The organism is Pseudoalteromonas sp. AOP31-A2-14, from assembly GCF_052378035.1.
Taxonomy (GTDB): Bacteria; Pseudomonadota; Gammaproteobacteria; order Enterobacterales; family Alteromonadaceae; genus Pseudoalteromonas.
In genome coordinates, this window is sequence record NZ_JBQSXI010000002.1 from 512307 (window position 1) to 525996 (window position 13690).

Genomic DNA, 13690 nt, shown 5'->3' on the forward strand with positions numbered 1-13690 from the left:
AATAATCGCTTAATAAGCTAAAGTCATTAATCTAGATGTTCATATTGGCCGCGATAAACTTCAAAAGTTTTTAATACGGTGTGTTGTTCTTTACTCAAGTTATCGAACCAATTATCAAATAATTCATCATTATCTTGTTCACTTAATGCGATGTAATGTGCGAGCAGTTCAACAATGTCATTATGAGTACAACTAAGTGGGTCGATTTGTTTCGCTAGTGTGCTGTGATCTTTACTACGTAAAGTATCCATAACATCTTGGTCTATTTGCTCATCAATAGTTTCTTGTGTCTGTTCGCTCATCTCAAACTTAGCTCCTTTTATACAACTCTCTCTTATTTATAACAGGCTAAATGCCAATAGCTAGTTTTTTTAAACTGACTGCTTATCTTTTGATTGATTAGTACAAATTACACTCAATGATGAATTTTTTAACCTAAACCATTTGCAAACAATTCTTATTTACTATAAATTAAAGTTATACTATCACATAGCAAAGAGTCTAACATGAAACCCAATATTCACCCTGATTACCAAACCGTTGCTTTTCACGACACCGCTGCCGACAGTTACTTTATTATTGGTTCAACCATTAAAACAAACAGAACTGTTGAGTTTGAAGGTAAAACCTACCCATATGTTCCAATAGATGTGTCAAGCGATTCACACCCATTTTATACCGGAAAACAAAAAACAGTGGCAAGTGATGGCCGTGTTGCAGCCTTTAACCGCCGCTTTAAAAACCTTGCTAGCAAATAATGAAGGTATTGAGCTCACTTAAAAGTGCTAAAAGACGCCCTGGCTGTCAAACAGTCAAGCGTAAAGGTCGTATTTTTGTAATTTGTAAAGACAACCCACGTTTTAAAGCAGTACAAGGTATGAAAAAGAAAGGAAGGTAATTTTATATATCAAGCGTGCTTCTATAAGATAGTTGCACGCTATACTGTACTAATTTAACCACCAAACAATAGCTCCCAAAAACCTGGTGGTTCATGAAGTTTGTGGTATTTTTTTCTTAAGCCATCAATCGACTTTAGCACGCCTTTTGCGGCGCTAGGTCCTTTGTCGTTTGCTAACTCCTTCGCTAGCTGTGCCTTATTAATAACCTTATCTAACCCTTGTAATGACTCGGTTTCATAGCGACTAAACTTTGCTGTTTTACTACGTTCTACCAAATGAATAAATTCATCAATAGCGCGGTTAAAATCCTCAATATTAGTCGCTTCTACACTTTGCTTATAGGCAAGGCCCATATTTTTCATGTTGACTTCTAAGTCAAGAGGTTGATTTGAAAACGCAGCGCTACTAAAAACTAGTAAACTAATAAATAACAACAATCTCATAATATACCCTACTGAAAATGAGCGCAGATTATACCTTATCTAAACAAATTTGTATCTCTCATCAATAAGCAGTTACCCACAAAGCTGTAAAGGGGCTTTACAGCGGCTTTAAAGTCAAATAACGCAACAGCTAACATCTATCTGTTACTCAACCAAATAACTTGGTAGGGACTAAGTTCAATATTTAGGTTTTGTTCGTCAATAGGGGTGTTTGTCAGTAAATTCATCCAACACTCTGTTTCTATCAAGTTTAAATCTGCTAATGCAATGACTTGTTGCTGGTCACTAATATTATAAATACAAAAAATACTTTGTTCTCGATTAATACTTTGTCGCCAAAAACCAAACAAGTGTGTACCAAGCTGTAAGGTATATTGAGTTGCATTGGGGTGAAAAGCAGGCTGCTTTTTACGTATTGCTATTAGGTTTTTAATATCATGACACACTTGATTATGATGGCTTTTTTCATCAGCAAGCTTTGCTAATATTTCTGACTCTTGCCAGCGGTGTCGGTTAATTGCCCGGTTATGTTGGCTATTGTCAAATCGAGCATAATCATTTGTTGTGCCAAGTAAACTATGAATATATAAGCCCGGGATCCCTTCTAGCGCAAACATAATCGCATGAGCACATATAAAACGAGCATGCCCCCATTTATCAACTCCTTTATGAGTGCCTTGTAGCGCATCATAAAGTGCAATATTAAGCTCATAAGGGCTATTAGTACCATCAGGCGCGGTGCGCATTGATACTTTGCCACCAAAACCTGCTGTAGTTTCGACCATTTTACCAATCTGAATCTGGTCAAGTAACCCTTCCACAGGCCGCAAGCCAATACCATCGTGTGAAGCAATGAAATTAAAGTAGGCAGTGCCATTTTGCGCCGGAGGCATACTCATCATCCAATGCTTTAACGCGGTAGCATCACCACTAAGTAAGGTATGTAAAAGCAGTGGGGGCAGTGAAAAGTTATAAATACAATGTGCTTCGTTAGCGTTACCAAAGTATGATAAATTTTCACGGTTAGGGATATTTGTTTCTGTGATAATGATTACACTTGGCTCAACATGCTCTATTAAGGTACGTAATAATCTAATTACTTCATGAGTTTGCGGTAAATTTATACAAGAAGTGGTTAGCTCCTTCCATAAAAAAGCCACAGCATCAAGACGAAATATTTTCACCCCATTATCTAAATAATGTCGGATAATACCTACAAACTCGTTAAGTACTAATGGGTTAGCAAAATCTAAATCTACTTGATCGGGGCTGAAAGTACACCAAACATGCCGCTCCCCCAGTGCGGTTTGCACTGTATTCAATAAAGGAGATGTCCTTGGCCGCACGACAGCAGATACATCATCAGTCAAACTGGCTGTTTTAAAATAGCTTACCCCAGGTTCCTTGCCATGAATAAAGTTTTCAAACCACTGACTGCGGCTAGAGCAATGATTAATCACTAAATCAGCCATTAAATTCACATCTTTAGCAATACCTTGAATGTCTTCCCAACTTCCTAATGCTTCGTTGACTTGCACGTAGTTCATCACCGAAAAGCCCTCATCAGAGCTGTATGGATAGAACGGTAAGATATGTAGTGAGTTGATCGTTCCCGCACATTGATTTTTTATGAATCGATGTAATGTATGTAACGGGGGCTCACTGGGAACGGCCACGGCTTGCGCTGCTTCAGTATAGCGCATGATTGAATCACCGTAAGCTATAAGAATTACATCTTGCTGATCCCATCTATTTTTATGAGGTGTCGGGTCTCGCACAGGATCATCTTTGACCATTGTAGTGATCAACATACTTGCTAGAGCATCGATGCTCATACACAGATCAACACCTTCGTATATGCTTTGTAAATGTTGTTCAACCCGTTGTTCAAATAGCGCTTTACTCATTGCCCTACCTCTTATTTCTTATGAAAATTCTTTATTATCAAGCTCTACTGCTTCTTCTAACCGTGAGAATACATCGGGCATAGCTGAGGCAACACGATTCCAACTAGGAACAAAAGGTGCTTCCATAGGGTGTTGTAAAAAATGCTCTCCCGCATTCATAATGTTTTGTGCAAACATTTCCACCGCTTTTTCTTCATGGTGAATATCCAAAGTTAGACCATTCATCACAGCATCGTTGTGGTACGTTTCAATAAAGTCCAGAGCAATACGATAGTATGTTGCTTTAAGTGAACGAATCGTTTCGCTGGTAAAAGTCACCCCTTGAGTGGCTAACTTCCTAAACAATGCTTTGGTGATATCAATCGACATTTTTGAAAGCCCCGCAGCTTGATTATCAAGCGATAGCACTTGGTGTTTATGGTCGTAGTTATCTGCAATATCGACCTGGCATAAGCGGTTATGAGAATAGTTTCTATACATTTCTGATAACACACCAATTTCTAACCCCCAATCACTAGGAATACGAATATCATTGAGTACATCACGACGAAATGAAAACTCTCCTGCCAGCGGGTAACGAAATGAATCCATATATTCAAGGTAGTCACTGCTACCCAATATGGTTTTAAATGAGCGCAATAAAGGCGTAACGAGTAAGCGTGAAACTCGGCCATTAATTTTCCCTTCGGCAGTACGTGGGTAGAACCCTTTACAAAACTCATAGTTAAAACGCGGATGCGCTACCGGGTAAATAAGTCGTGCTAATAAACCACGATCGTAGGTTAAGATATCACAATCATGCAGCGCTATGGATTCAACCTTTGCTGTTGCGAGCTTATAACCCATGCAATACCAAACATTACGCCCTTTACCAAGCTCACAAGGCGCAACACCCAATTTTTGTAGTTCTCTATCTAGGGCTTGTAGCCGTGGCCCGTCATTCCAAAGTACTCTGTGGTGTTGGCCAAGTTCTTTAAAAAACGCTAATGCATTGCGATATTGACTTTCATCAGCACGGTCTAGACCAATAGTTATTTGTGATAGATAAGGCACATGCTGTAATTCGCTAATAATATTTTTAAGTGCTGGCCCTTCAAGCTCACTATATAAAGATGGCAAAATCAGCCCCATAGGACGTTCTTTTGAAAATGCCTGTAACTCCCGCTCAAGTTCTTCTACAGGTCTGTCCGCGATATTATGTAGTGTAGTTATAATGCCATTTTGATAAAAGTCAGCCATGAGGTTGCTCCTGTTTAGCTGCTAAATACGATTTGATCACGGTTAATGCCGCTACCTCTTGAACCCAGCCTGCAGGGGCTGGTTTATCACTTATTTTCCATGTTTTTTGTTTTATTTTAGATTGCACTTTACTACTAGGATTATTGATAAGAATTGCAATATCAGCCTTTTTTAGCATCGCCACATCATTGTGGCTGTCGCCTAATGCAATTACTGTAAATGAATGACTAAACGCTTGTTTAAACTGGTTAAGTAACCAGCACTGTGCTTTACCTTTATTATTTCCTTTTGTTGCATGGATAAAGCGCCCACCGATAAGAACGTCATAACTTAAAGATTTAAGTAAATCTACAAAAGCCTGTTGCTGCAAAGCTGAGCCAATAAAATGAATTGGGTCAGAATATTGACGTAACAACGCCAATTCACTTTGTTCTATATTAAGTCCGGTTAAGGCGCTCACTTCTGCGGTATCTAGCTGACTAAAAAGCTGGTAACAGTCTTTAAATTTAGCGCCGTATTGAGTCAAATCAGTATGCAAACGCTGATTATTTGGGGCTAAAGCATAGCGCCAATATCCTTCATATTCGTCACAACCAATAGGCTTAACAGCAAAGTAATTTTTTGGAATGTAAACTGCGGCGCCATTTTCAACAATAAAAGGTTGCTGATGAGATAAAAACTGCTGAATTGATTTAACCTCTGCAAATGTTTTACTAGTATTAAAAATAACATTAATACCATGTAAACTAAGCTCAGCTAAAAAGGGCTTTATTACTTCACATTGGTAGCTGTCATGATCAAGTAAAGTGCCATCTAAATCGGTAAATATAAGCGGTTGGCTTATTTCACCTGCCAAAAACCGCATATTAGTAATATCACGTTGTTCATCAAGTATGAGCAGCGCTTCAGCATGTTGGCTAACGGTTTCTAGATTTTCTCGAGTTATACGCTCAAAGTGGGCAATAAATCGTGCTAATTGCGGTTCTGTAAATGTCCCCTTGCCTACCCCGTTTTTAGCTATTAACTTTTGTTCTTGCTCTAAACGCCATGCGAAGACACTTTCAAACGATGGGGCTTTAAGCATTACGGTGTAATCAATAAGAGCAAATACAGTTTGATATTCATTCGCTAAACAACTATTTACACAACGTCGCCAAATACCTTGATTGTCTTCTTCCTGCTCTAACTGATTAATAGGTTGTTGTAACTGATAAGGCTGCTGTGGCTTACTGCCTACGCACCAGCCTTCAAAAAAAATAATATCAACTGGCGCTTGGTTATTATCCCAATCACTAAGTGCAAATGGATCATCAGTTTGCTTATTAAACTTAGGTAACGGTACCTGTGTTTTTCCTGCTAATAAATCGCTTAAAGTTTGCTGCATTAATGATGTATCGTGGGTGCCTGGAACGCCCCTTGTTGCAAACAACGGGTGAACATCTTTTGCTAATTGCTGGCGTTTAATCGCAGGTAAGTAAAAGTCATCAATTGACAGTGCAATACTATTAAATTCTGTATTTTCGTTCACCCATGTCATTAAAAAATCAGCAAGGGTGGTTTTACCTGATCCCTGAGTGCCATTTACAGCAACTAACATGGCTTTGCCGGGAACTTTTGCTGCCAAAATATCATACCCTAAAGGAATGAAATATTGCTCACTTAAGTACTGATATTTAAGCGGTAAATTATGTTTTGCTAAAAATGGGGTAATATCCACAATGTTGGACCTCTTGCAAAAAGAATGACACGCTATGGTTAAATATAGTGCAGTTACTAAGCCAACTTTTATTTTCTTTATTTTTTATTAAGTTAAAATCGAGTAGGGTGAGGCTTATGCCTCATCCCTCTCACAGAACCGTACGTACGGACCTCGTATACGGCTCCTGTACCCTTCACATTTTATCAACTTATTTCCTAAACGCCGATAAAGCAAGCCATCCCGTATTCACTTTTTCTATTGGATATAAACCAAGCTCCTCAAACCATTGGTTTGGCATCGATACACAAGATAAAGGGCTTAGTGAGTTACGCCACGAGTTCATCTTAATGAACTTAAACGGTGGCTTTTTTCCTAACTGTTTTAGTCGTCGATGTAGCCTTGATGGCTTCTTCCACAACCTCAGCTGTATTGCCCTTAGTCTTCGTCTGATCCAACCTGCCAAGGCTTTTAGCTCTCGTTTACAATTGGCTATACTAAAATAATTTACAAAACCGCGCACAACTGGATTTAGCCGTTTTATTACTTCTGCTAAATTTATGCCGCCGTTACGTTTTGTTAATTGCTTCACTTTTTGTTTAAACCCGATGAGTTTTGATGCTTGTATCCGTGTCCACTGGCTACCTATCTCTACTCCCAAAAACTTCACTCCTTTGCTGCTATGAGCAATATGGGTTTTATTTTGGTTCACGGTTAATTTCAAGTCTCGCTCTAGTATCTGGGTGGATGCCTTAAGTGCTTCTTGCGCTGCTTTTTCTGTGCTGCACAAAATCAAGATATCATCTGCATACCTCACTATTCGGTGATTACGCTTTTTCATTTCTTGATCGAAAGCATCTAGGTAGATATTGGCCAATAACGGGCTAATTACGCCACCTTGTGGGCTTCCTATCGTACTAGCCTCCCAGTGTTCACCTATCATTACTCCGCTTTTTAAGAACTGATTAATCAGTTTTAAAATACTACCGTCCGTCACTTTGCGTCTAACACTCCTAATTATCAAAGCATGATCAAGCAGGTCAAAACACTTCGACAAATCCATGTCTACGACCCAGTCGCGATGGTATTTACGGATAAATACACTTGCTTTACTGATAGCGTCATGACAGCTTCGTTTCGGCCTATACCCATAACTCGATGGGTGAAAGTCGATGTCGAATATCGGTTGGAGTATGTTCAATAGTGTTTGTTGCACTATTCGGTCTCGAACTGCGGGGATACCTAGCATTCTGACACCGCCATCATCTTTGGGTATTTCCACCCGTTTGACAGGTTGTGCCCTATATTGCTTGGTTTGCAGCTCAAGTTGCAGTTGTTTTAAGTTTGCTTCTAAATTCAGGGCGAATGCGCCTACGGTCTGCCTATCTATTCCGGCCGCTCCTTTAGCTGCTTTCACTTTTTTGAATCCCTTGTACAGGTTATTAATGTCTAATAATTGTCCGTACAAGCTGTAGTAAACTGTCATTTTCTGCCTTTGCTTGCGGTATGTCTGCTCGTGTCACTCTACTTATCGCTGATTCTTCATGATGACATTAGGTGTGCTAGCCTTTTTTGGCAATCTGCCTAAGTGGTCAGTCATTACTCCATTGCTCGCCCTTCAATTCTCAGCGTCTACATTCCTGTTTGGCCGTCATATTTTGGCTATTTCCGTCGAAATACTTGTGAGCCGATAAACAAAAGTTCCCGTCTTTCATACGCTTAAAGAATACTTCCCCCCTTCGCAATCAATTAAAGCTTTTGGCTAAAGTTGACCCCATCAAACATAATGTTGATGGTCGGCTTGGTTTTCCCCTCCACACCATTACTGGCTTTCATCGGCCTAGCCTTACTCACTACTACGGGTTCATCTGCCACCTCACACCGACACTAAATCTTGGCTTTCACCTTGAATTTAGGCCACTTACTCTCATTAAGTTTAGATGCCAGGCTTCCCCAGTTACTGCACTGGCTCCCTGTTAGAAATCCCACCCTCAAGCACAGTATTGGTCTGACTAAGTATAGGGCGTTGCGCTATTTTGCACGCTGACCCACCAATACTGCCGAAACAGGTTACGGTTAGTTGTGTACCTCTAACTTCTTATGGCTTCCTTCAGACCCCACCGTTGGCCAGTGACGCCCTTGCCATTCAGATTATCTTCCCCTTAGTCAGGGTGATAAGGCATCTTTCAGCCTATCGGGTTTGCCAGCTTCGCTGGGCAAACAAAAAAGCGCATGTTAAATGCGCTAATTTGGTGCAATGGATTAACAGTTCAGTGCACTATGTTGGTTCTTGTTCAACCTTAGGCAACACTAAATTTAGTACAATCCCTAAAACTGCACATAAACTTACGCCTTGCAGGCTAAACTCACCGCCACCAATATGCATACCACCAATACCACACACTAAAATAAGTGCCACGATACTTAAGTTACGTGGTTCGGTTAAATCGTCACCTGACTTTACCAATGCATTTAACCCAACGACTGCAATAGAACCAAACAGCAAAATCATAATTCCGCCCATCACGGGTACAGGAATGGTTTGTAAGCCAGCGCCCATTTTAGCTACAAAGGCTAAAGTAATCGCAATAATGGCAGTCCAAATCATCACTTTAGGATTAAAATTACGTGTTAGCATGACCGCACCAGTAACCTCTGAATACGTAGTATTGGGCGGCCCACCAAATAAAGACGCAGTGGTAGTTGCTAAACCATCACCCAACAAAGTCCGATGTAAGCCCGGCTTTTTAAGGTAATCTTTACCGGTTACTTGGCTTATCGCCATCATGTCGCCAATGTGTTCAATGGCCGGCGCTATCGCAACGGGGAGCATAAATAGCACAGCTTGCCATTTAAATTCAGGCCACGTAAACGCTGGCACGGCAAGCCAACGGCTATTATTAACGACAGTAAAATCTACAATTCCTAAAAATAATGACGCACTGTAACCTGCAACAACCCCCGCTAAAATAGGGATAAGCTTGAATACCCCCTTCCCCCATACGGCAAAAATAAGCGTCACCAATAAAGAAAATATAGAAACACCAATCGCTTGCCCATAAGGAATTAACTGAATGGCACCATCGCCACTTTTACCCATTGCCATATTAACTGCAACGGGTGCAAGTGCGAGGCCAATCACCATGATCACAGGGCCTACTACTATAGGCGGTAGTATCTTATGCAGTATTGCAACCCCCTTCACTTTAACCAGTATGCTTAATAAGACATACGCTCCACCTGCCACCATTAAACCACCCATCGTCGCTGGCACACCAAAAAGCTGTACTGAGGCGGTAATAGGGGCAATAAAGGCAAATGAAGATGCTAAAAATATGGGTACTTGGCCTTTGGTCACTATATGAAATAAAAGCGTACCGACACCAGCGGTAAACAGTGCAACATTAGGGTCGAGGCCAGTCAATAAAGGAACTAATACTAGCGCACCAAAGGCTACAAATAACATTTGTGCCCCGGTTAATACGGTTTTGATTGAAAAGGTTGGTTCACTCACAGGGTATCTACACTGTACCAAATATTTTGTCACCAGCGTCGCCGAGGCCCGGAATAATATAACCCTTTTCATCAAGATGGCTATCGAGTGAAGCGGTGAATATTTCGACATCAGGATGAGCCTTGAGCGTTTTTTCCACTCCTTCTGGCGCAGCAACTAACACAATAATTTTAATCTCTTTACAGCCTGCTTTTTTTAGCATATCGATTGTAGCAATCATCGACCCACCGGTTGCCAGCATTGGGTCAATAACTAGACTTAAACGCTCGTCTATTTTACCTACCAGCTTTTCAAAATAGGGGATTGGCTCTAATGTTTCTTCGTTGCGTTGCAGACCAACAACACTCACTTTAGCCGCAGGTAATAATTGCATTACGCCATCCATCATTCCTAACCCTGCGCGAAGAATAGGAACTACAGTAATTTTTTTACCTTTAATATGCTCAACCGTTAAGTCTGCGCCATCCCAACCAGTAATTGGTACATTTTCTAGTGGTAAGTTTTTAGTGGCTTCATAAGTAAGCAAAGTGCCTACTTCTGAAGATAGCTCGCGAAAGCTTTTAGTACTAATACCATGCTCGCGCATTAAAGCTAGTTTGTGTTGAACCAAAGGATGAGTAATCACATGTATAGACATAAAAAGAACCTACTAAAAATAAACTGCGCTTATTTTAGCTGAAAATCGCATACTTAACCTTATCTTTAGCTAAGTTTTCTGATGACTAGCTACTGTATCGATTAAAATTTGTTCCATAACCCAACTAGTATGTAATGCCGACTCACCCGTTGAAGGATGCTCGCTTACATTCAATAAACTATGCGCCATATTTTCAACATGATATTGCTGAATATGTTTAGGGTTTTCAATAATAAATTGTTCCTTTCCTTGCTCATTGTTAAGTGTAATAGCCTGCTCGTCAAAAATACTAAAGCTAAGCTCACCTTTGCTACCATAAACCGTAACGTGATCATGACGACTTCGACTTGCAAAATTCCAACTTGCGCTGCCTGTTACACCATTGTGATGAAGCCAGCTAGCTGTTACAGCATCAAAAGCCGTGTACAGTCCCTGTTGGTTTGTGGCAAATCCTTGCACATACTTATATTCACCCAACAAGTATGCTATTAAATCTAAGCCATGGCTGGCTAAATCATCAAAGTAACCGCCACGGGCAATGTTACTATCGGTACGCCAGTTATATTCCTCTGACAAATCAAGCTCGCTAGGCGGTTTACTTAAGTGCCAACTGACATGCCTAACTTGCCCTATCGCTCCTTTATCGATCAGCTGCTTTATTTTATTAAACCGGGGTAATGAGCGCCGATAATAAGCAACAAACAACGGCACACTAGCGGCTTTAAAAGCATCCACTATCTGTTGAGACTCTAATAAAGTTGGTGCAAGCGGCTTTTCAATACAACATGGCTTGCCGGCAGCAGCGACTTGTAGTGCAAGCGCTAAATGACTATCAGGTGGCGTGGCAATATAAACAGCGTCTATATCTGCGCTATTTATTAAATCGCTGGCGCTTGCAAAAACCTGCTTTACATTGTGGCGGTGGGCATATTCATGAGCTTTGGTTAAGTCACGCCGAGTCACGCCAACAAGCTCAATACCTTGCGTATTTTGATAAGCAGGCCCACTTTTGATTTCTGTTACGGCGCCGCAGCCGATCATACCAAACCGAATTTTCTTTTCCATTATTCTTCCTTAGCACCTAAATTATTTAGCGACTCATTGTAAAGGTTAAGCATATAGGTATTTATTTTTTTATGTGTAGGGCTCCACCCCGCCAAAAAACGGTAAAAGTCAGCCCATGCTAAAGGCCATAATTTTTGCCACTGAGTAGTAACATCATCAGCATTAATAGTTGGCTGATAAATTGTCAGCGCACTTTTTAAATGCGTAAAATAATAAGCTAAATATTCATCTGCGTGATCATGCAGCTGGTCATCATTAAAGCAACTGGTCATAAAGTACATTACATCTATAACCCCTACCCCAGCACCTACATATTGAAAGTCATACCCTAATATTTCGCTTTGCTCACTTGCAGCAAAATTGGCAAGTTTAGCATCGCCATGAATCAGCGTTTTGTAGTGTGATGTTTGTAACATTTTATCTATTTTATGTGCAGCGCTTTTAATATCGGACTTTTTATCAGGGTTTTCATTTAGTTTATTAAACTCATCTGGGCGAGTGCTTAAATGCCAATAGTTACCCTGTTGCCATAAGCCATCAGCGGGCTTATTTAAATTATATGCATGAAAATTTGCCAGCCACTCTAATATTGCTTTTAAATGGTAATTGCTAGCTTGAGTAAATCCATGTTGGCTAAAGTTTTTAAACACCAATGCATATTCATCGTCTTTATTAATTGCACTTATACATTCAATACTTTTTGCTGTACTGGGTAAAAACGTGCTGTAACGTTTATAAAAGTTATATTCAACGCTATAAGAATACTGCTTTCTTTTTAGCGCAAATTCGCTTTGCTTTATTTTAGGATGGTTTATGTAGCTTGGTATTTTAATAGCCTTAACAACACATGGCTCATCATCAAGTATACACTCGACAATACTGCCACACCCACTCCAAACCGATGTTAGCGTATCGCCAACGTCAATTTGCTTAAAATGAGGTTGTAATAAAGGAAGGTAAAATGCCATAGCTATACTAAGTGATTAAATTTTTTGTAGTTTAACATTAGCAGGCGCCTTTAATAAAATACCTTTCTTTTTTTAATGACACCCATTTTAATTTATCTATCGGGCTTGTATTACATAAAATTAAATTTAGCCCTTGAACATATCCTTTCTTAATACTGTAAAGCTAAATTAAGTTTTAAAAAGGCATTTCATAATAAAACTCAAATAACAGCCATGAAAATAGCGGCATTATGCAGTTTTAATGTTTACTGAGTAGTTTAAATTTTATGCCAGTAGCTTTTCGCAGTTACTGATATTCGCTCGCCGTTTTAGGTTTAAGTTTTCACAGTAACTTGCTTGTGAGTTCGGCCTGCCTACTGCACCATGAAACATGCGTGTAAATTGTGTGGTAAGTTTTAACCAGTTTTCTGGAGATATATTCACCCTTTCTAGTAAAGGCAAGTGCGTACTTTCAATATACCCGCGCTTGTCTTCTCGTATACAACGTCCTGTTAATTCAACAAGTTCAAGGTACGTGCTAAGCTCAAACGGTAATCCTTTTGGCATTATCTGACGTGGCATGCCTGCAAAGCGCAGTAATTGTTTTGGTTGCTTGCCTTTTTTTGCGTGTGTTAAGCGTTGTTTGATGCTGGTATGGTCTGATCCCTCAGGCGTTTTAGCTATTTTAGCTCTAATGGGATTTAAATCTACATACGCCATGCAGGCTGCAAGTGCGGCTTCATCCAAAAGCGCTTGAGACTTAAATCGTCCTTCCCAGAAGCGTCCTGTACAGTTATCTTCTTTATTTGCTTTGCGGGCAATGTCTTCATTTAATAGCCGCATAAACCAGCTGATACTTGATAGGCGCTCTCGGTATTGCTTTACTGTTTGATTAAAAAAGATAAGTTCAACTTTACTTAGCTTTTCACCCTGTATGTATTTTTGCGTAAATACGGTGCCTTTACAGAGTTTATGCCAACGGATAATAATCGCTTTATCATTTAGCCTATTTGCTTTTTTATCATCAACATAGAGTACTAAATGGGTATGATTACTCATTACAGCATAAGCACATACATCAATACAAAATATTTTTGCTAATGCGAGCAACCTATCTTCAACCCAGCCTCGTCGGTGCTCATAAGATTGACCTGTAAAGTGGTCTTCACCACACAAAAAAGCACGACGCACGCAACGTGAAATACAGTGATAATACTTTGTATCAACCAAACTTACTTGACGCTTTCTTGCGATTGCCATAAGACACCCTGCTTATTTTTTGCACTAAACAAAGGCTAGCCATTAACTTCGAAAAGTGCAAAATTTATGATGGGTGTCTTGTT

Annotated in this window: 13 protein-coding genes; 2 read left to right on the top strand and 11 right to left on the bottom strand. The window is 40.0% G+C overall.

Features of this window, described 5'->3' with window-relative positions; all coding sequences use genetic code 11:
• Positions 1-26 precede the first annotated feature (26 nt).
• On the bottom strand, positions 27-302 hold the full coding sequence (locus ACT3S9_RS18175) for a hypothetical protein (protein WP_441835246.1): 276 nt from the start codon (positions 300-302) through the stop codon (positions 27-29).
• A gap of 204 nt (positions 303-506) precedes the next feature.
• Here ACT3S9_RS18175 and ACT3S9_RS18180 point away from each other — a divergent pair, with 204 nt between their 5' ends.
• Together ACT3S9_RS18180 and ykgO are read left to right on the top strand one after the other, a co-directional pair.
• Positions 507-758: a type B 50S ribosomal protein L31 gene (locus tag ACT3S9_RS18180; RefSeq protein WP_441835247.1), complete on the top strand. Its 252-nt coding sequence runs from the start codon at positions 507-509 to the stop codon at positions 756-758.
• Positions 758-898 carry a type B 50S ribosomal protein L36 gene (gene ykgO, locus ACT3S9_RS18185; protein ID WP_441835248.1) on the top strand — a complete coding sequence of 47 codons (141 nt, stop codon included), beginning with the start codon at positions 758-760 and terminating at the stop codon, positions 896-898. Before ACT3S9_RS18180 ends, ykgO begins: the two co-directional genes overlap by 1 nt.
• 54 nt (positions 899-952) lie before the next feature.
• Here the strand turns inward: ykgO and ACT3S9_RS18190 are convergent, their stop codons facing one another.
• The 10 genes from ACT3S9_RS18190 to ACT3S9_RS18235 all read right to left on the bottom strand — a co-directional run bounded on the left by ACT3S9_RS18190 (position 953) and on the right by ACT3S9_RS18235 (position 13607).
• Positions 953-1342, bottom strand: a complete 390-nt coding sequence (locus tag ACT3S9_RS18190; protein WP_441835249.1) for a cytochrome b562 — start codon at positions 1340-1342, stop codon at positions 953-955.
• A 137-nt stretch (positions 1343-1479) separates the two neighbouring features.
• Positions 1480-3249 carry a sugar phosphorylase gene (locus tag ACT3S9_RS18195; protein ID WP_441835250.1) on the bottom strand — a complete coding sequence of 590 codons (1770 nt, stop codon included), beginning with the start codon at positions 3247-3249 and terminating at the stop codon, positions 1480-1482.
• Between the two features lie 18 nt (positions 3250-3267).
• Positions 3268-4488 carry a glycosyl transferase gene (locus tag ACT3S9_RS18200; protein WP_441831232.1) on the bottom strand — a complete coding sequence of 407 codons (1221 nt, stop codon included), beginning with the start codon at positions 4486-4488 and terminating at the stop codon, positions 3268-3270.
• The gene (locus ACT3S9_RS18205; protein WP_441831231.1) at positions 4481-6205 is read right to left on the bottom strand and encodes an HAD-IIB family hydrolase; all 1725 of its coding nucleotides are present in this window, start codon (positions 6203-6205) and stop codon (positions 4481-4483) included. Before ACT3S9_RS18205 ends, ACT3S9_RS18200 begins: the two co-directional genes overlap by 8 nt.
• Positions 6206-6395: 190 nt before the next feature.
• Entirely contained in the window at positions 6396-7670 is a 1275-nt protein-coding gene (gene ltrA / locus ACT3S9_RS18210) for a group II intron reverse transcriptase/maturase (RefSeq protein ID WP_086960535.1), read from the bottom strand.
• A gap of 792 nt (positions 7671-8462) precedes the next feature.
• A complete protein-coding gene (locus ACT3S9_RS18215) occupies positions 8463-9698 on the bottom strand; it encodes a uracil-xanthine permease family protein (RefSeq protein ID WP_441831230.1) in 1236 nt (411 codons plus the stop codon).
• 7 nt (positions 9699-9705) lie between these two features.
• Positions 9706-10335 carry a uracil phosphoribosyltransferase gene (upp, locus tag ACT3S9_RS18220; protein WP_441831229.1) on the bottom strand — a complete coding sequence of 210 codons (630 nt, stop codon included), beginning with the start codon at positions 10333-10335 and terminating at the stop codon, positions 9706-9708.
• A gap of 69 nt (positions 10336-10404) precedes the next feature.
• Positions 10405-11400 carry a Gfo/Idh/MocA family protein gene (locus tag ACT3S9_RS18225; RefSeq protein WP_441831228.1) on the bottom strand — a complete coding sequence of 332 codons (996 nt, stop codon included), beginning with the start codon at positions 11398-11400 and terminating at the stop codon, positions 10405-10407.
• Entirely contained in the window at positions 11400-12368 is a 969-nt protein-coding gene (locus ACT3S9_RS18230) for a kinase (protein ID WP_441831227.1), read from the bottom strand. Before ACT3S9_RS18230 ends, ACT3S9_RS18225 begins: the two co-directional genes overlap by 1 nt.
• Positions 12369-12632: 264 nt before the next feature.
• Complete coding sequence (locus tag ACT3S9_RS18235) at positions 12633-13607, bottom strand: transposase (RefSeq protein ID WP_441835251.1); 975 nt, start codon at positions 13605-13607, stop codon at positions 12633-12635.
• Positions 13608-13690 lie beyond the last annotated feature (83 nt).